General features: G+C 33.8%; 10 protein-coding genes. 4 read left to right on the top strand and 6 right to left on the bottom strand.

Features of this window, described 5'->3' with window-relative positions; all coding sequences use genetic code 11:
* Positions 1-202 precede the first annotated feature (202 nt).
* From ACHRVL_RS12000 to ACHRVL_RS11975, 6 genes are all read right to left on the bottom strand, one after another.
* Entirely contained in the window at positions 203-628 is a 426-nt protein-coding gene (locus tag ACHRVL_RS12000) for a hypothetical protein (protein ID WP_395413038.1), read from the bottom strand.
* Positions 629-1,812: 1,184 nt separating this feature from the next.
* Positions 1,813-2,415, bottom strand: a complete 603-nt coding sequence (locus ACHRVL_RS11995; protein WP_395413036.1) for a M20/M25/M40 family metallo-hydrolase — start codon at positions 2,413-2,415, stop codon at positions 1,813-1,815.
* A gap of 639 nt (positions 2,416-3,054) precedes the next feature.
* Positions 3,055-4,638, bottom strand: coding sequence for an OmpA family protein (locus tag ACHRVL_RS11990; protein WP_395413034.1), 1,584 nt, complete (start codon positions 4,636-4,638; stop codon positions 3,055-3,057).
* A 14-nt stretch (positions 4,639-4,652) separates the two neighbouring features.
* Positions 4,653-5,558, bottom strand: coding sequence for a type IX secretion system membrane protein PorP/SprF (locus ACHRVL_RS11985; protein WP_395413032.1), 906 nt, complete (start codon positions 5,556-5,558; stop codon positions 4,653-4,655).
* A gap of 63 nt (positions 5,559-5,621) precedes the next feature.
* Positions 5,622-18,677 (bottom strand): PKD domain-containing protein, encoded by a 13,056-nt coding sequence (locus ACHRVL_RS11980; RefSeq protein WP_395413030.1) that lies wholly within the window; start codon positions 18,675-18,677, stop codon positions 5,622-5,624.
* A gap of 736 nt (positions 18,678-19,413) precedes the next feature.
* Positions 19,414-20,931 carry a helix-turn-helix domain-containing protein gene (locus ACHRVL_RS11975; protein ID WP_395413029.1) on the bottom strand — a complete coding sequence of 506 codons (1,518 nt, stop codon included), beginning with the start codon at positions 20,929-20,931 and terminating at the stop codon, positions 19,414-19,416.
* 632 nt (positions 20,932-21,563) lie between these two features.
* On the opposite strand from ACHRVL_RS11975, the gene ACHRVL_RS11970 reads away from it, so the two are divergent.
* The 4 genes from ACHRVL_RS11970 (at position 21,564) to ACHRVL_RS11955 (ending at position 25,116) form a co-directional block, all read left to right on the top strand.
* Positions 21,564-21,830, top strand: a complete 267-nt coding sequence (locus ACHRVL_RS11970) for an ATP-binding cassette domain-containing protein (RefSeq protein WP_395413026.1) — start codon at positions 21,564-21,566, stop codon at positions 21,828-21,830.
* A 315-nt stretch (positions 21,831-22,145) separates the two neighbouring features.
* Entirely contained in the window at positions 22,146-23,426 is a 1,281-nt protein-coding gene (locus ACHRVL_RS11965; RefSeq protein WP_395413023.1) for a sensor histidine kinase, read from the top strand.
* A gap of 318 nt (positions 23,427-23,744) precedes the next feature.
* Positions 23,745-23,999: a hypothetical protein gene (locus ACHRVL_RS11960; protein WP_395413022.1), complete on the top strand. Its 255-nt coding sequence runs from the start codon at positions 23,745-23,747 to the stop codon at positions 23,997-23,999.
* 574 nt (positions 24,000-24,573) lie between these two features.
* Positions 24,574-25,116: a hypothetical protein gene (locus tag ACHRVL_RS11955; RefSeq protein WP_395413021.1), complete on the top strand. Its 543-nt coding sequence runs from the start codon at positions 24,574-24,576 to the stop codon at positions 25,114-25,116.
* The last annotated feature ends 87 nt before the right edge of the window (positions 25,117-25,203 follow it).

Below are 25,203 nucleotides of genomic sequence, written 5' to 3'. Positions count from 1 at the left end.
ATAGGCACTCATAGAATGATCAATTTCACTGTTGGGTAAGTAGATTACTCGCAGCATACTAAATAAAAGCAGAAAATGCTAGGATGAATAATTAAAAATCGAAGCTGCGTCTTTCTTTCTCAAAACGAAGACACTTTAATGAGCAACGGCTTCTTAATACAAATTTCAAAAAGAAACAGCCACGGCTCGCACAATAATACTCTTAATCTCTTGTATTGTCTAAAGAGCTTTTCCACCCAACGAAATCTCCAACTTCTTTTGCAGTTCGGATCATAACTAAGTCCAATTTTTTTTGAATTACCTTACGCAAAAAAAAATTAAACAAAATATTCCAAAAGTTGGAATGAAGATTGATTTTATAGTGACAATGTACTTTAGTGCGTCCAAGTTCAATCTCTGAAAAAGAGAGGTAACAGTCTACTGAATACAGTGCAGTAAAACTCTTGGAAGTAAAATTGCTGATATTTACCGTAAATGATGTCTCTGGAATGTAGTCCCGCAATAAATATTTTGCCGTACTGCCTCCTTCGAAACAAATCAGATGTTCAATTCCTTTTTTGGCCGATTGATCTTTAAAAGATCCATAAACGGTATATGGAAAAAACGGAGACACCTGAAAGGTTTCCATGAGATTTAATGAAAAAAAATAATGAAAGGATTCCCCTATTGGAGCAGAAACCTTCACAAATGAATATATATCCATAGCCATATAACTTTCTAACTTACAAAATAAATTCGAAATATAATGTTTTTATTGAGTTTTATAATACCTTGCGCCAAGATAGAATTCCCTAGTGCGCTTATACATTTGCTGTTAAAATAAAAAAGTAAATCTTAATCTTCGAATTATCAGTCCTCACATTTTCATTTCAACTCAGTATTTATTCCTACAAAATAATTGAGAGAAAAAAAGAAAATAGATACGGGAAAATAAGGTCAGCCAAGAAAACAAAACCAAAATAAGTATTTTTTTTTTTACGAGTTAAAATTTGTGCTGGATTTAGACCCGAATCAATTAATCTATTTTACCGGAATTGGGTCGTCCCTTTTACAGAATTTATACCGTGAACAAGTTAGATAAAGCAAAGCTGAAAAAACCTCACCTTATATTAGAAGTGAAGAAGAAAGTGAAGTACTAAGATTAAAGAAATTTGATATTCGAATTGAATTCTGAATTCCATAATTTTAAGTACTTAAAAAAGACATGACCAATAATTTCAGGTTAATAGAACATGATATTGACATTTTAAATGACATTAGCAATATTGGAAAATTTCACAATGTATATGCATAAAATTATAGCGTTTAATCAAAAAAACAACTTAAGTTTTTAAGTTTACACCTTTTTTTATTACTGCTAAGGCTAATTTCATTTAAAATATCAACAAATATTCATTAAAACATTTTATTTGCCCTTAATAACTAAATCAACAGTATCCTAAAATGATAGTAAAATAAACCCGTATTTTATTATATACTTGATGCCGTACGGAGAGGTTGTAATCAATTATATTGGCCGGGTCTTTTTAATTATTCTCTAAATCAGCATTAGAAGAAACTTTTAAGCTATCCGCTTTGTGCCACTCGCTGCAAAGTTCCCATTTCCCTTACATTTCAATATATCTCACAGCTCTAAGTATTGTTGGATAGAACTAAAATACAATAGTTAAAAAAGCATCATCAAATTAACTAATAGAAATTTTACATTCCATCATATTTTTTTCACTTACACTAAATATAAAATTTACTTACTAACCCCTTCCAAAACAGCAGCCAATCCTAATTGAGTGCCATATGGAATGGCAGATAAATCTATCCAAAAATCAGGATTATCGTTAGAGTAGGGAAACTTCTTTCCCTCTTTTTGTGCATTTGCAAAAACTTTAGGATTCGCTCTATTATTAAAAAAGTAACATCCATTTGGACTGCCCCCGCCGTACGGTCTCCTGCCTTGTTTAAATAAGTTCCAACTGGTATTGGTCCGGTATGCATCCCTAAAAGCAGATTAGGAACAGGAACCCCTTTTTTATACATTTCATTGGCTATGGCAATTGCCCCAAAACCTGTTTCCTCGGCTGGATGGCCTACCAGGACAAGAGTTCCTTTCCATTTACTTTTTAAATCTGACATAAGTTTTGCAATCCCGAGCATCCATGTCACATGTGCATCATGACCGCACGCATGCATTACCGGAACCTCTTTGCACTGTTCATTCTTCATTTTCTTTTTGCTGGCAAAAGGCAGGTTGACAGTTTCTGCTACAGAATTACAATCCATATCGGCCCGATACATAACAACTGGACCATCTCCGTTTTTCAAAATACCTACAACCCCTGTTTTTCCTACTTTTTCTATCACCTGATACCCTAGAGATTTCAGTTCTCCGCTCACAACGCCTGCCGTCCTTACCTCCATAAAAGCAAGTTGGGGTTAGCATGGAGATCTTTATATATTTCAACAAGACGAGCTCCCTGCTGATCACACATTTCCTTTATCTTTTCAACAGATATGCCCCCAAATAGCCTCAATACCTGTCGGGAGTTGCTTCACCTGGGCAGATAACGGCACTATTATAAAAATATAAATGAGTAAATTATTTTTTTTCATATTCTGTAAGTTCTAAAGCTTTATTCACAAATTAATCCTAGGTACGTTCTATATTTTTGAATTTAAAATTATAAAAATTCAAACTTTATTTAATTAAAAATAAAGATCTTAAAATTTAACTAAATTCTTACGAAGCTTTTAATATAAAAAGTTCAGGTTCTGTGGCATCTGTCAGAATCAAATATAAGAATTTAAGTAATTTAAAAGTTAAACTGCCAATTTACAGAATGATTTAAACATAGTTATCCTTGGTCTTATTGTACCTGTTTACCTAAAAGTAAATAAGAAGGAGGCATTTTCTAATCACTGTGGTAATCAATACTCCAATGCTATATTAGAAACAGTGTTTTAGTGTTTTCAGCAATACAGCAAATCTCAGAGATCTCGTTAATAAGAAAGCCTGAAAAATCTACATTTTTCAGGCTTTCTGTTGTGGTTAGATAAAATTTACTTAATTACTTCGGGATTCACAATTATAAATTCAGTTCTTCTATTTAATTGATGATCTGTTTCAGAGCAATTAACGCCGTTTGAACATTTATTTACTAATTCTGTTTCACCAAAACCTTGAGCTTTGATTCTAGAAGGATCAATTCCTTGACTTACAATCCAATCTTTAGAAGATTTTGCTCTTCTGTTAGATAAAGACCAGTTGTACGAATCGCGCGCTCTGCTATCTGTATGTGAGCCTAAATCAATTTTAAGTTTTGGATATTTCTGCATGATTCTTACCACACGGTCAAGTTCAATCTGTGCATCTGGTCGAATATATGATTTATCTAGATCAAAGTATATTGGATTGATTTTGATCATTAGTTTACCTCTTACGTAAACAAATTCGCTAGAACCCAAATCTAGATTAAGAGCAAGCTCCAAATTTGCTTCATTGGTTGAGGCAAATGTCTTTTCATCCATATCATAGTAATCTTTTATGGCTCTTACTTTGTATGAAGAATCACAGTTTACTTTAAAATTAAAAACAGCAAATTTATCTGCAACTATACTTTCAACTTTATCGCCTTTTGCGTCATATAAAGTTACTAAAGCTCCAGGTAAAAGTGCTCCTGATTCTTTTTCACGGACTATACCTTGAACGAATTGGCTGCATTTTGCAGTAATCGGATTCGCTAATTCTTCAAAAGAATAGATATCATCATCTCCTTTTCCTCCATCTCTGTTAGATGAAAAGTGACCAGTTTTTTTTCCGTTTTGGAAAACCAAAGAGAAATCATCTTTAGCCGTATTAATTGGAAAACCTAAGTTTACTGCTTCTCCAAAACCTTTTTTATCTTGAATTTTTATAGCATAAATATCTAAACCGCCGTTTCCGTCTTTCATACCATTCGAGGAATAATAAAGTACATTCTCAGCATTGATGAAAGGAAACATTTCGCTTTTTGTAGTGTTCACTTCTGGTCCTAGATTATAAGGTTCGCTATACGTTCCATCGCTTTTTATTTCTACTGCCCAAATATCAGTAAGTCCCATTGAACCTGGTCTGTTTGATGCAAAATACAATTTTGTATTATCAGCATTTAATGAAGGATGCCCTGTATCGAACTGATCGCTATTGAATGGTAGTTTTGTGATGTTTTTCCAATTACCATCAGCATCGATATCAGCTTTGTACAATTGTATTAAAACCCAGCCTTTATCGTTTGTGCTGTATTTTTTACTATCATAATTATCTCTAGAAAAATAAACTGTCTTTAAATCTTTTGTAAATGTTACATTGGATTCGTGCATTTTAGTGTTTAAATCAGTAGAGAATAATTCTGATTCTACAAATTCACCATTTGCGGTTACAGTTGCTTTGTATAATTCTAAAAATGGCTGGCTGTTCAAATACCATTTTCTATTTCTAGATTGTTTCGTTTTTTTTGATGAAGCGTATATTGCGCTGTTTTCACCATAATACGTTACACCAAAATCAGAATATTTAGTATTGGCATCAATATTTTTAATATTATAATTTTGAGAATAAACGACAACTCCAAATAACAATATTATAAGTAAAGTAATTTTTTTCATATCTTATCTTTTATCTAGAAGAATCGAGGGCTTTTTATTTTTTTCTTGTATAAGTCAAATAATATCATAATCTCATGAGATCCTGAATTAAACACTCCATAATTAGAAGTTGTGTAATCATAAGCGTATCCAATTCTCATATCTTGACTTATATTATAACCAACCATTGCACTAACTGAGTCATCTAATCGAACTGAAAGTCCAAACTCTACTTTTTCCTGCACTAATAAGTTTAAAGACAAGTCTACTGAAAGAGGTGCTCCAGATACTGCTTTTAACATTGTAGAAGGTTTCAATTTTAAGTTTTCATCCAGATCAAACACATATCCAGAAGTAAGGAAAAAGTGTGCTTTTTCTGAAGCCGAAGAATAGATTCCGTTCTTCTGGTCCAGGTATCTTGATTCGATAAAATTCGGTACAGATAAACCGGCATAAAAACGATCATTATAATACATTACACCCACACCAAAATTAGGCGCAACCTGACTTATTGGTGCATTTAACGGATCCGGATCTACTGTCGTAAATTCTCTTATGTTCAGAAATGTTGCTCCAGCTTTAATACCGAATCCTAACTTATCTTCTTCAGAAAGATTTAAAGTATAAGAGAAATCAACATATACATTATCTTCTTTTACAGGTCCGATTTCATCATGAATCACAGAAAAACCTAATCCCACATTTTTTCCAACGGGACCATTTATAGACAATGTAGCTGTCTGAGGTGCACCATCAACTCCTACCCATTGTGTTCTTCCTAAGATTCCAATGCTTGTATATCCTTTTGAACCAGCATAAGCAGGATTTATAATATTCATGTTATACATGTATTGTGTATACTGAGGATCTTGCTGGGCAAAAACAGTACTAGTGGAAAGTATCAAAACAAAAATTCCAATTAGTATTTTAATTTTTTTCATAAAATGAGTTTAATTTTTGAAAGGAAAGAAGATTTCTAATTCTTCTCTCCTTAAAGAATTGTTTTATTTTTTTAAATACACCCAGCCTGTTTGTGGCTTTCTTTCGTTATTGTTGAAGTGAATAGTATAGAAATAAGTTCCTGCCGGAAGCATATCTCCAGAGACATTAAGTCTTCCTGTCGAATAACCATCCCACCATAATGGTGTTGTGAACTTATCTCCATTATGTTTGTACTTGTAGACAAGATTTCCATATCTATTTACAATTTCCATACTGAAGTTTGGATATAATACTTGCAAATGCTCTATTTCGAAAACATCATTTATACCATCACCGTTTGGAGTAAATCCTTCTGTTATTGTTAAAGGAACTGTAGGCTCCAATGTTACTGCATCTTGATCGTCTTCCTGTAATTTATTATTTCCAGGAGTAGAATCGATATCTGTTTCATTTGCTGCTATAACTGCTGCAACGTTTGTAAAGTCACCTGCTGGCAATACATAAGCTGTTACTTTTAATGTTTGTACTCCATTGATATCAATAGTTCCTACATTCCATATTCCTGTAACTGCATCATAAGCTCCAGTTGTTGTTGTAGCGCTTAAGAATTTATAACCTGACGGAAGCAAATCTTTTACCACTACACCTGTACCCCTGCTTGGTCCTTTGTTGGTCAATGTTATAGTAAACTCAGCATTGGTTTCTGCAATTGGTTTTAAGTTATCGACTTCTTTTGTCAATTCTAAATCTATTACAGCTATAGGCGCTGCAGTGATACAGCTTTGATCATTTGCTGGATTTGTATCTACTTGGTGCATTGCTTTTATGCTTGCACAATTTTGATAATCTCCAGATTCGTTAACAATAACATCAACAATCAGAATCTCTGTTTCTCCGTTTAGGATCTTACTTACTTTCCAGTCTCCTGTTACATAATCATAAATTCCTTTTGTAGAACTATAATTTACGAACGTATAACCTGAAGGAAGTAAATCTGATACCACGATGTCTGTTGCATCTATATTTCCATTATTTGTTAATAGAATCTCGAATGAAATCTCAGAATTTACTTTTGGATTAGTAATGTTTTTCAAGATAGTTTTCACAACTGCTAAATCTACAGATTGATTAGGCCCTGCCGATGCACAAGCATAATCATCTTCTGAAACGTTTCCATTTCCAGGAGTAGAATCAATATCTGGTTCGTTTGCTTTTGTAATTTCTGCACAGTTCATGTAATTTCCATTATCTTGAACTTTAACATCAACTAATAAAACCGCTGTGTTTCCTGTTTCTATAAAACCTAATTTCCAAAGACCTGTTGCAGGACTATATGTACCAATAGTCGAACTATAGTTAATGAATTTATATCCTGAAGGAATTAAATCTACTACTTCAACTCCAGTTGCTTTTGTTGGTCCGTCGTTCATTACTCTTACTTCAAAAGTAATTACATCGCCTACCGCTGGATTGGTAAAGTTTCCAACAACTTCTTTTGTTAAACTCAAATCTATATATGCCGTTGGCACAATCGCAACACTGCCAATATTATTTGCTGGATTAGAATCTGCCTGATCCGCTTTTACCGCAGTAGTTGTGTTTGTTATCGTTGTACCGTAAGTTCCTGCATTAACTCTTGCATCGATTGTAAGAGTTGCAACTGCTCCGTTTACAAGATTTCCAATTGTCCATAATCCTGAACCATTGTTGTAATTTCCTGCTGAAACGACGTCGCTTACATAAGTTACTCCTACAGGTAATTTATCTACTAAACTTACATTGGTTGCGTTACTCGCACCGTTGTTTGTTACTCTTATTGTATAACGAACAATTTCTCCTTCGTTTGGTGTAGCATTGTTTACTGTTTTAACAACTGCCAAATCTAAGTTTGTAACTGTTATTGTTTCAGTAGGATCATCAAGTGTTCTATTGGTATCAAATTGATCTTGCGTATTCGATACTGTATTGGTTAATACATTACCTCCTTGATCTAAACCAACAAGTACTTTAATTTCTATAGATCCTTCTTCACCTGGCTGTAATGTACCTACTGTCCAGTTTGGAGTTGTCCATACTCCTTTTCCTGGAGTAGCTGAAACAAAGGTTAAGCCTGCCGGTAAATCATCTTTAACTACTAAGTTTGTTACTAATGTTGTTCCTTTATTGGTTACTGTAACGGTATAGGTTACTGTTTCTCCAATGTTCGGAGTGCTATTGTTAACTACTTTCTTCAATACTACATCAGCACCATTTTGAACTATAATGGTTTCTGTTAAATCATCACCAGCAGTTGTTGGGTCAGATTGATCACCTTTGGCAGCAGTTGTTGTATTTACAATTGTTTTGCCTGCTGATCCAGAATTGATTATTACATTAATATCTAAAACTTTGCTTGTTCCATTTGCAAGGTTTCCTATTGTCCAGATACCAGAACCATAATTATAGTCGGCTCCTTGATTGTTGCTTACATACGTAACTCCAATTGGAAGAATGTCTGTTAAACGTACTCCCGTCGCATCACTTGGACCGTTATTTGTAACTCTAATACTGTAAGTAATGGTTTCTCCTTCGCTAGGGTTTGCTTTACTTACTGTTTTTTCTGTTACTAAATCGGAACTTGTTACAATAATTGGCTCTGTTAAATCATCTCCAACTGTTGTTGGATCTGATTCATTTCCTGCAGCCGCAGTCACTGTGTTAATGATTGCTACTTGACCAGAAGTTCCTGCCGCAGTAATTCTCGCATTGATTAATAATGTCGCAGAAGATCCAATATTGATGTTTCCAATATTCCATTGTCCACCAGTATAAGTATTAACCGTTCCTCCTGTTGCAACGTGTGATACATACGCTAATCCTGCTGGTAAATTATCTGTTAAACCTACGCCTGTAGCTATGCTTGGACCATTGTTTACTACTGTTATTGTATACTGTACAATATCTCCTTGATTTGGATTTGATTTATCAACTGTTTTTGTTGTAACCAAATCAACAATTTTCACTGGAACTACAGTCACATCTGACTGATCAATTTCATTAGGTGTGTTATTTCCGTGAATGATTCCATTTGGATCTAATTGATCTACTTTAGTCACTTCGGCAACATTTGTATAATTTCCTGCTGCATTGATTTTTGCAATAACAGTTAATGTTGCTGTTGAAGTATTTGTCAAACTTCCTAAATTCCATAATCCATTAGATGAATTATAGGTTCCTGTGCTAGGTGTTGCGCTGACGAAAGTATATCCGCTTGGTAATTTATCTACGATGTTAATACCTGTAGCGTTACTTGGTCCGTTATTTATTGCTGTAATTAAAAACTCAACATTATAACCTATTCTATGAGGAGCTGCGGTTACAATTGTTTTTGTAAGCGCTATTTCTGATAATGCATTTACAGTATCAATATCCGTTTGACTATTATTAGTAGTATTAGGGTCTTGAACAGAAGATGTTGCGCTTGCTGTATTTACAATTTGTCCAGTATAGCTGCTTGGAACTGCAATTGTTACTGTGTATGTAACCGTTTCTCCTACATTTATACTGCTAATTGTTGCGTTACCAGCGTTTATATCTCCAGTACCATTTGCATTTGGCAATATAGTTCCTCCTGTTCCAACGGCTGTCCATGTTGTTACCGCCTCCAATATTGGATCGGTGATATCATCAAGCACCACTACATTTGTAGCTACGGCTGGACCATTATTTTTAACGGTAATAGTATAAACACTATTTGTTCCAGGAATATATTTGTCTTTATTATCTGTTTTAGTAACAACTAAATCTGCTTGAGGTATTACTCTAATAGTGATTAAGCTGTTATTCGATACATTCCCTTCATTATCTTTAATGTTATAATTGATTGGTGTAGGATCTGTAATGAAACCAGGATTTGGTGTGAATGTTACTCTTCCATTTACTAAATCTACAGTCCATCTTCCCTCTCCCGGAATTGTTATACTTGTAATATCTCCTGATGGATCCTGTACTATATTGGTTCCATTTCCAGGATTAACCAAACTTACTGTCGTTGTATCAACTAAATCTCCTGTAATATCATTAGCTGTAACATCAACAACTACTGGCGTATTAATCGGATTTCCAATTGATAAATCTGGTGAAGTGATCGGAGCATAATCTATTGTTATAGTAGCTGCATTCGAACTATTACCTTGATTGTCTTTTATTGTATAATTGATTACTGGCGGATCTATTGTGTATCCTGCTTCTGGCGTAAATGTTACATTTCCAACAGCATCTGCAATCCAAGTACCAACTCCTGATACTGAAACTTCTCTAGGAGAAACCTGAATACCTCCAAAGACACTTGATGCATCTAATACTACTGTTGCTACATCAACTGTATCTCCTGTAGTATCATTTACAGCAACATTTATCGTTACTGGCAAACCTGGTGTTCCTGGTGTTGTATTTCTATCACTTGTTGCTACTGGTACATAATCTATTGTTACCGTTGCATTGTTAGATAGATTGCCATCATTATCTTTTACATTATATTGAATTGGCGTCGGATCTTTATGGAAAGTTGGCAACGGTGTAAATGTAATTGCACCTGTTGCTGGGTCAACACTCCATTTTCCTTCGTTTGAAACATCAAAACTTGTAATTCCTTTTGAATCTGTAACTATAGCTGTTGCTCCAGCAGGAGTCAATAAACGAACTGTTGAAGGATCGATAGTTCCGTCTGGATCTGAATCTACTCCTGAACCGTTGTTCACTAATGGATTTACAGTTACTGCTGTATTAATAGCATTTCCGCTGCTTAAATCATTATTTGCTATTGGCGCTTGCGCTACATACGTTACTGTTATCGTAGCAGTATTACTTAAGCCCGTTTGTGTTTCTGTTAATTTATAAACTATTGGTGTTGGATCTGATGTAAATCCTACTTGTGGTGTAAATATTATTAGACCAGTAGTTGGATCGTAAGTCCAAGTTCCTTCTCCAGACACTGTAAATGCTGTATCTACTCCTGGTGTATTAGGATTTAAATCAACAATAGTATTAGCTGGAGTCGCTAGGCTTCCGTCTCCTAATCTATCATTCGTTAGAATATTTAATGGAGATGAAGGCTGATTTGTTGTATTACCATTACTAATATCATTCGTAGCAATTGGTGGTAAACTAACCACAATTGTTTCGTCTAAATCATCTCCAGCTGTTGTAGGATCTGTTTGATCTCCTTTTGCTGCAGTTGTTCTATTAATTATAGTTAAACCTTGAGTTCCTGCATTTACTTTTGCTGTAATTTCTAAAGTAGCAGTGCTATTAACTCCTAAGTTTCCAAGAGTCCATAAACCAGAGGCATAGTTATAAGTTCCAGCAGTAACAGTATGACTTTCATACGTTAAACCTGCAGGAAAAATATCTGTTAAACTTACGCCTGTAGCACTAGTAGGTCCACCGTTATTTGTAACAACGATGCTATACTTTATAGTGTCACCTTCATTAGGTCTAGATGCAGAGATACCTGCAACCGTAACAGCTGATACTGTTTTTACAGTAACCAAATCTGCTACATTAACTGGAGTAACTACTGCAACACTCTGATCATTTTCTACTGGATTATTATTTCCAGGTATTGAATTAGGATCAAATTGGTCTGAACTTGTTACTTCTGCAACGTTGTTATAATTTCCTGTAGCTAATACTTTGGCAGTAATAGTTAAAGCAGCAGTTGCTCCGTTTGCTAAACTTCCAACAGACCAGCCTCCAGAATTACTATCAAATGTTCCTACTAAAGAAGTTGCGCTCACAAATGAATAACCAGATGGTAATCTATCTGTAACAACAACATTAGTTGCAGCACTAGGTCCATTATTTGTAACCACTATATTAAATGTAGCATTTTCACCAACATTAGGAGATGCATTTACTACTGTTTTAACTAAACTTAAATCTGCAATAGTTCTTGGAGTGCTAGAAACTGAACTTGTATTATCTGTAAGATTTCCATCAGTTTCAGTACTTGTTGCTGTAGCCGTATTAAGGTAAATACCCGTTGGTCTTACAGTAGCAGAAATATTTAAAGTTCTTGTCGCTCCGTTTGCCAAGTTACCTATTGTCCAGTTACCAGAAACATTGTTGTAGCTTCCTGCTGCATCATCGCTTACAAAAGTGTAACCGTTAGGTAATATATCATTTACAACTACTGTTGTAGCATCACTTGGTCCATTATTTACAACTTCAATTGTAAACACCACTGTAGATCCTACGTCTGGAGTTGCATTATTTATTCTTTTAACTACTGCAAGATTTACTAATGCAGATGGTGTCGTAGTTACTGTTGAAAAATCATCTCCAGTTCCATCATTTGGTGCAGAATCTGAATCTAGCTGATCACTTGCAATTACTTCAGCGTTATTTACATAGCTGCCATTTTTTAAAACTTTGGCAGTAATTTGAATGGTTTCTGTAGTATTTGCAACAATTGGTCTTGAAACTGTCCAGTCTCCAGTTGTTCTATTGTACATACCCGCAGTTGAAACTGCACTTACAAATTCATAACCAGTAGGCAGTAAATCTCTAATAACAACACCAGTAGCATTGCTTGGTCCAGCATTTGAAACTGTAATTGTAAAGTTTACATTATCGCCTACTTTTGGAGCAGCCACGTCAACAATCTTATTAACTGATAAATCAGCAATTTGTATTGGAGTTACTATAACTTCACTTTGATCATCTTCTGTAGCATCATTATTTCCTGGAGTAGAATCTCTATCTACTTCATTCGTTCCTGTAACTTCTGCTACGTTATTATAATTACCTGTTGGCAATACTCTAGCTTGAATATCTAAAGTAGCCGTTCCTCCATTTATTAGAGTTCCTAATGTCCATGAACCTGGTGTATTATTATAACTTCCAGAAGATGGAGCTGCACTAACAAATGAATATCCTGATGGTAATTTATCTGTAACTATAACTCCTGTTGCATCACTTGGTCCTGCATTTCTCACAGTAATAGTAAACGTTACTACATCACCAACATTTGGTGTAACAGTATTAACCGATTTATTTAAACTTAAATCTACTAAAGGTCCGCGTGATATTGTTAACTGATCTTGATCATCTTCTGTTAAAACATTATTCCCTGGCGTAGAATTTACGTCTGTTTCATTAGCCTGAATAACTTCAGCAACATTGGTATAATTTCCTGTTGCATTGACTCTAGCTGTTACATTTAAAACTGCTGAAGCTCCATTTGCGATTGTTCCAATAGTCCATAATCCAGTTCCATTGACATAAGTTCCGCTTGAAGGTGTTGCATTGACAAAAGTGTAACCGCTAGGTAATAAATCTCTAACTTGTACTCCAGTTGAATTGCTTGGTCCTGCATTTGAAACTCTTACCGTAAATACAACATCTGATCCTGCTAAAGGACTAATATTATCTACTGATTTAGTTAATGATAAATTAATTAAAGCAGTTGGAACAGTAGTTACCGCTGAACTATTATTAGCAGGGTTTGGATCTGTTTGACCACTTGCTGTTACTTGTGCAGTATTTCTATATTCATTAGCTGTTCCTGTTATAGGATTTACTTTAACTACAATATCTAAATATTCTGTTTTTCCATTTAAAACACTTCCTGAAAGTGTCCAATCTCCTGTAGTTGTATTATAAGAACCAGAAGTTGAAGTATAGCTCACAAAAGTATAACCAGAAGGTAATAAATCGTTCACAATTACTCCTGTAGCATCACTTGGTCCAGCATTTCTTAATGCAACTGTAAACTTAACATTATCGCCTACTTTTGGAGCTGCATTATCTACAGTTTTAGTAACTACTAAGTCTGCTAACTGAACTGGCGTAATAACAACTTGCTGCTGATCATCTTCTGCAGCATTGTTATTTCCTGGTACCGAATCAGGATCAAATTCGTTGGAATGTACTACTTCTGCAACATTTCTGTAATCACCAGTTGCATTTATTCTTGCAACAACAGTTAACACTACTGAAGCAGTATTATTTAAAGTTCCTATATTCCAAGAACCTGTAGCATTATTATATGTTGTTCCTGTAGCTGTATGACTCACATACGTATAACCTGAAGGTAAATAATCCAGTACACTTACAGAAGTTGCAGCGCTTGGGCCAGCATTTCTAACCGTTACCGTAAAAGTAACATTACTACCTACATTGTATGGACCTGCGCTTACGACTTTTGTTAAACTTAAATCTGCAATTGCTCTTGGAGTACTAGAAACACTGCTTGTATTATTAGCAGTATTTGTATCCGTTTCAGCACCGGTTACAGTTGCTGTATTGATATAATTTCCTGTTGCATTTACTCTTGCAGAAATTACTAAAGTAGCTTTTGCTCCGTTTAATAAAGTCCCTATAATCCATTGACCAGACACATTATTATAGCCTGCTCCTGTAGTACTAAGCCATGTATAACCACTTGGCAAAATATCATTTGCAACTACTGCCGTTGCAGTACTAGGTCCATTATTTACCACTTCAATGCTAAATTGAACTGTAGATCCTACGTTTGGCGTAGCATTATTTATTTGTTTCGTTATCGCTAAATCAACATTTTGAGTTGGAGTAAGCGTTAGCAAATCTTGATCATCCTCTGAAGGAATATTATTATTTGGTGTTGAATTTGGATCAATTTGATCACTTGCAGTTATCTGCGCTGTATTTGTATATTCGTTAGTTGCTCCTGTTGTTGCATTTACTCTTACTTGGTAAGTTAAATTGAGAGTAGCACCATTTAAAACTGATAATCCAGTCCAATTTATTGCATTTCCTCCGGCATTAAAAGTACCCTGATTAGAAACACTTCCTGTAATTAAACTAAAACCTGCTGGTAAATTATCTCTTACTGCAATTCCAGTTGCATCACGGTTTCCTTTGTTTGTAACGGCAACAGTAAAAGTTACAATATCTCCTACTCTTGGCGATGTAAAATTGGCTGTTTTAACCAAACTTAAATCTGTCTGACCTACTAATGTAACTTCTACAGTATCAGAATCAACCGCACAAGAACCATTAGAAACAGTAAATTTGAACACATATTTACCTGGAATAGTTCCCGCAATTTGTGTAGTTGGACTATTAACATCTAAAATAAATGGAGTATTTGGTCCTGAAACAAATGACCACGTACCTGTATTTGGTGCAGGATTTGTTGCTGCCATAGTAACAGTAGCGTATTCTCCTAATGTTTGGTCTGGACCAGCATTTACAGGTGCGATAGCAGGATTAATTGTTATCAGCATTGTATCCTCTAAGTTACATCCTCCGCCATTAGAACTTGACCATTTAAATTCATATGTTCCATTTGAAAGACCTGAAACTGTAGCTTGAGCACTAAATTTATTAGAAAAAATAGCTGTTGTTGGTCCTGAAACCTGAGTCCATGTTCCCGTTCCTGGGTTTACAGGATTCGCATTCATTACAGCACTTGTAGCATTACATAAATTTTGATCAGGACCTGCGTTTGCTGGCGTTGGAGGTGCTCCTGTAAAAGTAATATTTACAGTATCTGTACTTACAGCACAAACAGATCCATTTCTTACTGTCCAAGTAAAAGTATAAGTTCCTACTGGCAATAAATATGGATTAGCAATTGTTAATGTCGATTTTGGATTATTTGGACTGTCAATAACAATTCCACCATTAGATGGATCAGTAGTTAATGTCCATGTTCCAATTCCTCTTGTTGGCGCCACCGCATCAAGCTGAGTCGCTAACTGACAAGCACTTTGATCTACTCCAGCACTAGCCGGGCTTGGAGGTAAATATGCATTTATTCTAACAACATCACTTAAATTATCACAGCTTCCATTGCTTGCTGTCCATTTAAAAATGTATACTCCTTCTGTTAGTCCAGTAGCTGTTGTGCTGTTTGAATTAGCTGAGGTTATCGCGCCTCCTGTTGGTCCACTTACTTTACTCCATGTACCAGTTCCAGAAGTAATTGAATTACCACTTAAAGTGATTGAAGTACCAGCAGATAAACATATATCTTGGTCAATTCCAGCATTAGGTGTTGTAGGCAGAGCACTATTTGTAACTGTCATTGTATCAGTTGTAGCTCCACAAACTCCAGCACTTGCTATGTCATATTGAAAAGTATAATTATTTCCAGGTACAATTGTAGCTCTTGCCGTAGAAGACGAAAGCGCTGTAATTGTTGCACCAGCTCCAGAATTTACACTCCAAGTACCTGTCGATCCTTTTGTACCTTGCAAAATAATTTCGGTTGCATTACAAAGAACCTGATCTGGACCAGCATCTGCAGGAGCATATACATTTAATGTTAAATCTGCAGTTGATGTTGCACATGATGGTCCGTTTGTACTAGACCATCTTAATACATAAGTTCCTGTTGTAAGTCCAGAAACTCCAGTAGTTCCACTATGTACATTCGCAAATGTTGGATTATTCGGACCTGAAACAACCTGCCATGTTCCTACTCCGGCTGTTATTGTATTTCCTGTTAAATTCGCACTTGTAGTACAAACTGATAAAGGTGAATTTGTAACTACTGCTGTAGTTGGCGGTAAGCTTACTTTAAAACTAACTTCACTTGAAGCAGGATCACAAGTACCTCTGTTAACTACCCATTTAAAAACGTAGTTTCCAGGTGCTAAATTACTATATACTGCTTTTGGATCATGTATATCAGAAACTGCCCAAAAACTATTTCCTGAAACCTGAACCCATGTTCCTACTAAACCTGCTGTCAGGGTATTTCCATTCATGGTAACACTATTTCCAGAACTATCTGTACAGATATCTTGGTTAGCTCCAGCAGCAGAAGTTGGTGTTGCAGCTATTGTAAGAGTTGTAGTGTCTGAAAAAGTAGAACACCCAGGATCAGATGAGGTAGTCCATCTAAATGTATAAACTCCATCTGCTGATAGTATTATAGAAGTATTAGGATCATTAGGATTGTTAAAAACAACTGTTGAAGGTCCAGAAACTTGAGACCAAGTTCCTGTTGTACCTGTTGCAGGAGCTGTAGCTGATAAAGTCGTTGTAGTTGTTCCTGAAGGCAGACATTGGTCTGAACCTGCTTGTGCAGGAGATGGAGAAAATGTAGTTGTAGTATTCACCACAACATCACTCGATGCAGGAGCACAATCTGATGCGGCACTAGTAACCGTCCATCTAAAAGTATATGAACTGCTTTCCAGCATTCCGTTAACATAAGTTTGCGGACTTGTTGGGTTTACAATTGAAGCACCTCCTGGATTACCTGGAACTTGTGTCCATTGTCCCGTTTGACCTTCTACTAATGGACCTGCATTTAAGAAATAACTACCTGCACATACTGTTACAGGTGTTGTTCCCGCATTTGCAACAGGTCCTTGTGAAACTGTTATGGATGTTTCGCTGTAAGTGTCAACTGCATTTGTTCCTCCAGATATATTCCATCTAAAAACATATATTCCAGGAATTAAAGCACTTACAATCGGATTGTAATTATTTATATTATCAAAAGTTGCAGCATTTGGTCCGCTTACTTGTGACCAATAACCTGACAATCCTGACGTTGCCATCAAAGCTGGATTATTTCCTGATAATTGAGTTGATGTAACACCACAAAGCAAAGCAACTGTAGTACCCGCATTTGACGGTTCAGGGCTTAATGAAACAACCACATTGATATCAGCAAATGCTTCAGAACAACCAGTAGCAAAACTGCCACTTGTATATCTTCTTACTCTAAATGTGTATGTTCCAGGCTTTGTTAAATTTGAAAAAGAAAAATTACTGCCGTTAGCATTTGAAGAAGGTGAAACACCAGCAGGACCACTTACAAAGAAAGATTCGTTAGCATTCCCACCAATTGTACTCATTGGTACACTTCCAGAAGTAGCATTAACAGGTAAAACAATAGTAGGCGTACCATTGTTTAATATAAGACTTGTTGGACTGCTTACATATCGTACTGTAAAAGTAGATTGAGTTTCACAATTTGGATTGACTGCACTATTTCCTCTAATTTTATAGATAAAAGTATAAGTTGCATTATTAGTAAAATTTAACCCTGTGATTTGTGTAGTTGGACTATTTGGAGACACGATAGTTGCTCCTGAGTTTGTAGTCCATTCAACAGTTTCTCCCGCATACAAAGGCGTGTTTCCTTGTAATATTGTTGAAGTAATTGAGTTATCACAAAAAGATTGTGTCGTATTTGTTCCTCCTGCAACTGTTACGTCTTGTGTTGCAGCTGGCACATTTATAGTTACTGTATCAGAACCAACCGCACATGGACCTTGAACTGACCATCTAAACACATAAGTTCCCACTTTTAAATTAGAAACTCCTGCGGTTGGAGTATTAGGATTTGTAATTGTTGGTACGGCAGGACCTGATACAAATGACCAAGTTCCTTGCTGTGTTCCTGTTCCATTTCCTCCTATTGAAGCATTTAAATTTGTAGATTGTGTAGCAGTGTAGCATTCTGATAACGTTTGATCAGGACCCGCATTTGCTATAACCTCACCTCCATAATTTGTTACAGTTATTGATGAAGATGATGAACAAGAAGAAGAACTAATTGTCCAAGTTAACTGAGTATTACCAGCAGCACTTGGAGATAATGATATTGTTGCATTTGGCGAACTTGGATTATTTATCGTTACACCTGCATTATCTGCACCGGTTTTAACCCATAATCCTGTTTCTCCAGGATTTAAAGGAGCATTCGCAGACAACGCATAAGAGCCTGGACAGCCCTGTATGTTTGTTCCTGCTTTTGAAATTGTGATCGGATTTACTGTAATAGTTACATCTTGAAAAGTTATTCCTATCGAGCAGACTCCTGATAAACGAAAGGTATACGAATTACCTCCAAGAGCACCTAAAACTGTTGTTACTGCGCTATTAGGATTTTGAATAACTACTGAAGGACCCGCAATTTGAGTCCACTTATAGCTTACTATATTTCCTCCTACTACACCATTTAGAACTAGTGGAGTATTTGCACAAATGGTGCTAGGTATTCCTGCATTTACAGAACAATCTTGTGCGTAAGCGCTTTCGTTAAAAAAAAGAACCGAAAACAATACTAAGAAACATGAAAGTATAGTATTAAAATTGGATTTTTTGTGTGTAGACTTGTAGTTTTTTCCCATAAATAATCTTAAAATAATGTTCTTTTATAAAAGTTTTCCTTTTAAATCTTCTTTATTTAAATTCCTAACAATTTCATTTTAAACAGAAACTAACAATTAAACCAACAAGAGGTCATCGGCAGTTTTGTAACTTCCTAGACCTACGTGTAAAATATGTTATCAGCAGTAAAATGGTTTTATCTAATAGACAAACCAATTCCTCTCTATTTTCAAAACAAAAACTCAAGTAATGCTAAAGGCATTTTAGATTTTTTACTGCATTTTTATTTTGAGTCCTAAATTCACCGTTTCAAGCAACTTGAAAAGCAAAAAAAATAATTTGATTTTTTATTTTGGATGAGAGAATGTATAAGAAAAAATCTCTCTGCAAATAGCAGTTTTAGTCCCTTATACAAATGCCGGGCGAAATTAATGAAATCATGTGCGGAATTTTTAAAGAAGGCTTGCCCGATTACGTAAAATAAAAATCCTTCAACTATTACAAAAAAAATAACTAACTAAATACTAGCGCCTTATTAAAAAAAGAAATAAATTACCAATTAAAATAAAATAGGAAAAGGACTACCATTTAGGTTTTGAATTTAAAAAAGTAGCTTTAATATCTAAATTAATCGCACTTATCAGTAAAATACACAGCTCTTATTTTAATAAGATAATAAAGAAAGATCAGAAGAACCGATTGCTTTTGATTTAACGTATAGATGTTTTTATAACGGCTGTTTTTTTATATAAAATCCTAATTTTTCATTCTTTCTTCATCACACCCTTCTTGAAGATCCGTAATAAAAGTTAAGGGCGAAACTCCCGTTACTTTTTTAAAGGTCGTTGTGAATCTGCTGTGAGACGAAAAACCACATAGATCTGCAAGAAAACTTATTTTATATTTTAAAAAGTCACTGTCATTTCTTAAACGATCAGTAATATAATGTATTCGTAATTCATTAATATAACCAGCAAAATCTTTTGATTTATTTTTATTTATTACATATGATAAGTAGCGATGATTAATAGAAAGTTTAGCGGCAACATAATTTAACGAGATATCTTTATCGAGATAAAAATGAGATTCTTCAAGCTTTTCAATTTTTTCTAAAATAGCACTTTCTGTTACCTCCGACATATATTCTTTAATAGGTTCAGCCTTACTTTTTATTTCTTCTTTAGAACTATCGACAGCACTAGTATCGTTGCTTATTTCTAAATCTGGTCCATTTTTTTTTGTTCTTAAAAAAAGTAAGGCTGCTGTCACAATTATGATAAAAATACAGCACCCAATGACAATGGTTTTTATATTTTCATACTTGGACTCACTGACTGCCTGCTCCTCTTTTAATGTTGTAATTAGCTCGTTGGTATTTATTTTACGGTTTTTTTCTTCATCTTGCTTTAACTTCAAATTCAGTTCATTATACGAAATATACTTTTTATAGTTTGTTTTTTTATAAAACTGAATCAAAGAAGTATATACTTCTTGTTTTAAAGTAAAAAAATTAGAGGCTTGTGCAATGTTTTCGGCTTTCTGGTAATAAAGAAGTGCCTTGTTATCAGCACCTGCAGCAGCATAAACGTTTCCAAAACCATTGAATATAAAACCTTTTAAAGGACTCTCTGATGAGGCCGATGCCGCAAGTTCTTTCTCGGCTTTTTGATAATAGTTTAGAGCTGTATCAACCTGATGGAGGGAAAGATAATTTTTAGCAATAAGCTCATCATTGACCGCTAACTGAAATTTTTTATCAATACTGGAATCACACAATTCAAATAATTTTTTTCCAGCTTTAAGATCTATAATCGCCTGAAGATAATTCGATGAGTCCATTTCATAATATGCCTTTTCCTGGTACAAATTTCCTTGAAATTTATACATTTCATTTTTGTCTACGATTTTTTTACTTACTGAAATTGCTTTTTGTAAATGTACTTTTCCAAGGCTGTAAATTTCATATTCCCGATAAATTGTCGAAAGAAACCCATTTATTCTGGCTTGAAGATTATAATTTTTATCTATAACAGCCAGACTATCCGCACGTTTCAAGGCCTTAACAGCCTCGTTTCGCATACCATTTTGGCGTAAAAGACTTGCTCTAAGCATAGAAGCTTTTATACGTTCAGCATTATTAGCTGAAATTTTGTAAAGATAAGCGGTATTTTGAAGTGCTTTTTCTGGATTTGAACTTAGCAGTACTGTAGAAGTTTCGTTAAAAACTTTGTCATATTTAGACTTCTGAGAATAACATAAATCACTAGAAAACAAAAATATAAAAAGAAAAAAAATAGATTTTAGGCGCATATAATAAGAAAATAAAGCACTACAGCATATTGCTGCATATTCGTTAAATCAATTAATCAGTTTAAAAATTCAGTTAGATAAGCAAAGCTAATACTAATACAGTTTAGCTCTTTCATCTTCATTTTAATAGTAGGTTAAAGACTTGGGGTTCCTTAAATAATAATTTAAAATGTACTTTATTAAACTTAGAACAATAACTAAAAGTCACATACTTTACCAATTATTCTAATAAAACATCTCTGTGTAGAAATTACACTCTACACCTTGCAAATTTAAAACATCAAATATACATAAACTAAATAAATTCATTTTAAAATTTCAAAAAAATACATTTTATTGCTATGACTTTTATTTTGCTAGTATAGCTTTTTCGCCCATTTTAAAAAATGGTTCTTCTACTTGGTGCAGCCCCAAAAGATTACTTTCTTGTTTGCTGAAAACTTAAAGAAAACTTCTAAAAAGACATCCATTTAATTTGCTCTTTTTCTTTTAATAATTAATCTGCGTAATTCACTATGTCTTTCTACCACCAAAAATCAACAATAAAAAATTAAAAAAAGAAAACAAAGTCTAAAATAAAGAAAGGAGGAAAGTCTGTGGTAGCTTTTGTTTTTCAGTTTCATTATCTGTTGAATGAATTTACATGCCTACAAAATGTGATGATACCCGCAGTACGGCTTGGTTGTTATTCCAGAAAAGAAATAGAACACAGAGCTTATGAAAAACTCAGTATTCTGGGACTGAAAGATCAGGCTTTAAAACCCGCCTCCAAACTTTCGGGAGGACAGCAGCAGCGTGTTTCTATCGCTAGGGCGCTTATTAATGATCCTTATCATGGTATTAATCTGCCATGGAAATTTTAACGCTAAGCAAAATAATTTGGTTTCGATTTTTTAACTTTGTATGGTTTTGTTTTTCAGCTTGTTATGTTTTTATATTTTTTTTTGAATAACAGTGAAATTTCAAAAATAATATAGGAAGAAAAGTATGGTTACAATTTGATCAATTTTGCCTTACTTTGCATGATTTTTCATGCTTTTTAATTCAATTATAGAATGTCTCATATTGCTTTACTAGATACCAAAACCTTTTTTTTTTTATATTTCTTCTGTAATTTATTTATTTGTATCCTTATTTTCAGTTACTGGTTTTCTCATGCAGTTAACCACAATAGAGACATGCTTAAACAATTTGGATGGGGAAAATTATTGCTTTCGGTTGGATGGCTGCTCATTTACATACGAAGTGATTTATCTGATTTGTTATCTATCAATTGTGCTAATTCACTTGTTCTGGTGTCTTGTTATTTTGAGTCTGCAGCAATATTGTCGCTCATTAGAAAAAATCCTGAAAAATGCTACCGCGCACAATTCATTATTACAGCAACTGCAGTTTTCATCTTTAATATTACAGCATTTTGCACAGAATCTATAAATGCGCGTATTTTATGTATGAACGTCTCGGTTTTTATGATTTATATTATACCTGTAGTTAATTTTTTCAGGGAACGGCAGAATAATTTTTTCAGAACATTTTATGGAGTTTGTTACGTTTTTTTTGAGATCATTATCGTAGTAAAAATGTTTTACAATGTTACTCATCCTCAGGAAGCTTTTTTTACCTACACTTCTTTTGAAAGTTTGTTTTTTGCTTGCCAATTTCTCCTTACTTTAGTTGGTACAGTCGGTTTTTTACTTCTTGCGAAAGAAAGTCAGAATGTAAAGATTCAGAAACTGCTGGATGACCGAAATCAGTTTTTTTCTATAATAGCGCATGACCTCCGTGGACCCTTAGTGTCTTCAGTGCGTCTTTCAGATTTATTTATCCAGGATTTTGAGCAGTACAGTACGACGGAAATTAAAGATACTATGGTTATGCTTCATGAATCAAATGAAAACACATACAAATTATTGGATCATTTACTGGATTGGGCAGGTTTACAAAATGGCAGTATCGAATCTAGACCTGTAAAAATATCTTTACAAGATCTGATTATTGAAAATAAAGAGCTGTGCAGAAATATTGCTTCAAATAGAAACATAACAATCACTTTTAAGACAGCTCAACAAATTTGGGTTTATGGTGATAAAAACATGTTCAATATTGTTGTACGTAACCTGCTTACTAATGCTATAAAGTTTACTCCCAGAGGAGGCATAGTAACTATTGCAACACAGATTATCAAGAAAAATGCGCTTGTTTCGATTTTAGATAGTGGTATTGGAATGTCAGAAGAAACAAAGCAGGGAGTCTTTAAACTCACTAAAAAAATACTCCATAGAGGAACTGAAAATGAGAATGGAAGTGGTCTTGGACTTCTGCTTTGTAAAGAGTTTGTAAACAGGAACAATGGTGATATATGGTTTGAGAGTGAAGTAGGTAAGGGAAGCAATTTTACATTTACAATTCCATTGGCAGACAAAAGAAGTACGTTAAAGAATAGTTTAGTAAATATTTAATTTTTTTAAATTACTTTTTCTACAGATAAGTAATTCACTTGTGTAATTTATTGATTTTAAATAATTTGTGATTTTTAAAAAAAATGTGGTGTGATTTGTTGTGTGATTTATATTCAATAAACAATCATTTTTATTTTCTTAAAACGTCAAAGATACAATTCTATTTTTTAATCATAAGAACGATTTAATTGTCCTTATGATTATATACAAAGCTGGCAGTCTTACTATAAAAAATCCATCTTTAAAAAAAAAGCATTTTCAGTTTTATATATAATTTAAGGTTGAATCAGATCAACTCAAAAAAAATAAATAGAGAAAATGAAAAAAAGATTGCACACCAGTTTCGTCAAGTTTATTGTTGAGAAATACGATAAAGAAAGTCAAGAGCTCCCAGAAGAGGAAACCAATTGTCGTAAAGATATCAGCGATGAATATGATGAAATAATGCATTATGGCGATGAAGAAAATGAAACTGTGGAAAATGATGGTGAAAGTATAGATGACTTGATTACTCAGTATCTTTCATTAGTGAAACAATATAAAACAAAAGCAGATGGTAACATTCTTAATTAAACAAAACAGGAAGTATTATGATATTGAAACAATGCGACAAATTCTAAATGTATCAAAGTCTAAAATTCAAAGAGAACTGAAAAAACAGGTTACGGAAATAGTCAAGTATAAAAATTTACATCTTTATAACGAACATACTCTGTTTAACTTGATGGAAGTAATTCTAATAGAAAAATTAGAAAAGATGAATGATTGACTATTATAAAATTAAAAACTTGAAAAATAAGATTGCTATAAATAAAGAAAAGTTGCAGTCGGAAACCGATATTAAAAAGAAAGAAAAGTTGAGGTGTTTAATTCAAATAGACATTTTAAAAATAAAAATTGAACGATTAAACTAAAATCAAAAAAAGAATGTTTTTTACCATTCTTTTTTTTGATTTCATCTACACGATAAAGTATTTATATTGAAGCTTCACGAAGTTTAAAAAGCGAGCAACAATAAGATGATACAAAATATATAAATTTATATTTATAGACTTACTTGCTCATTTAAATTTAATAGTGGGTTTCTAATAAATAAGTGGAAACAAAACGAGATCACTTTTATATATAATAAAAAAGAATTTATTATATGAAAGTTATTATACCCCAAGAAGTCATTAATTGTATTTCTAAAATCGGAAATAAAACTGCACAGAAAAGCGGTTATAAAATTTATACTGCATTGAGTTTGATGTCTAAAAGACAAAATAAGTACGGATATTTCCCAGTTCCATCTACTTATTTGGAAAAGATAAATAAACGCTACAAAAGAGCCCTAAATGCTTTACAAGAAGCAAAGATTATAAAACCATATACTAGAATAGAACAACATCCCCAATTATTATTTGAAAGCATAGAAAAAAAATATTACAATGTATCAAGAGGTATTTGTATGAAATATAAATTCCTCATTGACATTACAAAAGGAATTATTGAAGAAATAGATTTTGAGAACAGAAGAAAGTATAGATGGTATTCCATAATCGAAAATTCAATGACTGAACTTGGTTACGAAGGCAAGATTTCAAGAGATACTTTTGGAAGACGAGTACATCATCCTATAATACGAATTTATAAAAAAGATTTAAAAGGTGATTATTCCGGTGAAAGTGTACACCTAATTCCGGTTTAAACTGGACAGTTTATTCTTTAGAAAATGAAGAGTTATTTTACTGATGTTTTTCTTGGTTTAAAATTAGGTAAATTTTTTACTGCTTTT

The organism is Flavobacterium sp. FlaQc-28, from assembly GCF_044007415.1.
Lineage (GTDB): Bacteria > Bacteroidota > Bacteroidia > Flavobacteriales > Flavobacteriaceae > Flavobacterium.
The sequence above is the reverse complement of the archived record's forward strand: the minus strand, read 5'-3'. Positions and strand labels throughout refer to the sequence as shown.

Coding starts and splice junctions, on each gene's coding strand:
- ACHRVL_RS12000 (WP_395413038.1), bottom strand. CDS start 628: ATGGAAACCTTTCAGGTGTCTCCGTTTTTTCCATATACCGTTTATGGA.
- ACHRVL_RS11995 (WP_395413036.1), bottom strand. CDS start 2,415: ATGGAGGTAAGGACGGCAGGCGTTGTGAGCGGAGAACTGAAATCTCTA.
- ACHRVL_RS11990 (WP_395413034.1), bottom strand. CDS start 4,638: ATGAAAAAAATTACTTTACTTATAATATTGTTATTTGGAGTTGTCGTT.
- ACHRVL_RS11985 (WP_395413032.1), bottom strand. CDS start 5,558: ATGAAAAAAATTAAAATACTAATTGGAATTTTTGTTTTGATACTTTCC.
- ACHRVL_RS11980 (WP_395413030.1), bottom strand. CDS start 18,677: ATGGGAAAAAACTACAAGTCTACACACAAAAAATCCAATTTTAATACT.
- ACHRVL_RS11965 (WP_395413023.1), top strand. CDS start 22,146: ATGCTTAAACAATTTGGATGGGGAAAATTATTGCTTTCGGTTGGATGG.
- ACHRVL_RS11960 (WP_395413022.1), top strand. CDS start 23,745: ATGAAAAAAAGATTGCACACCAGTTTCGTCAAGTTTATTGTTGAGAAA.
- ACHRVL_RS11955 (WP_395413021.1), top strand. CDS start 24,574: ATGAAAGTTATTATACCCCAAGAAGTCATTAATTGTATTTCTAAAATC.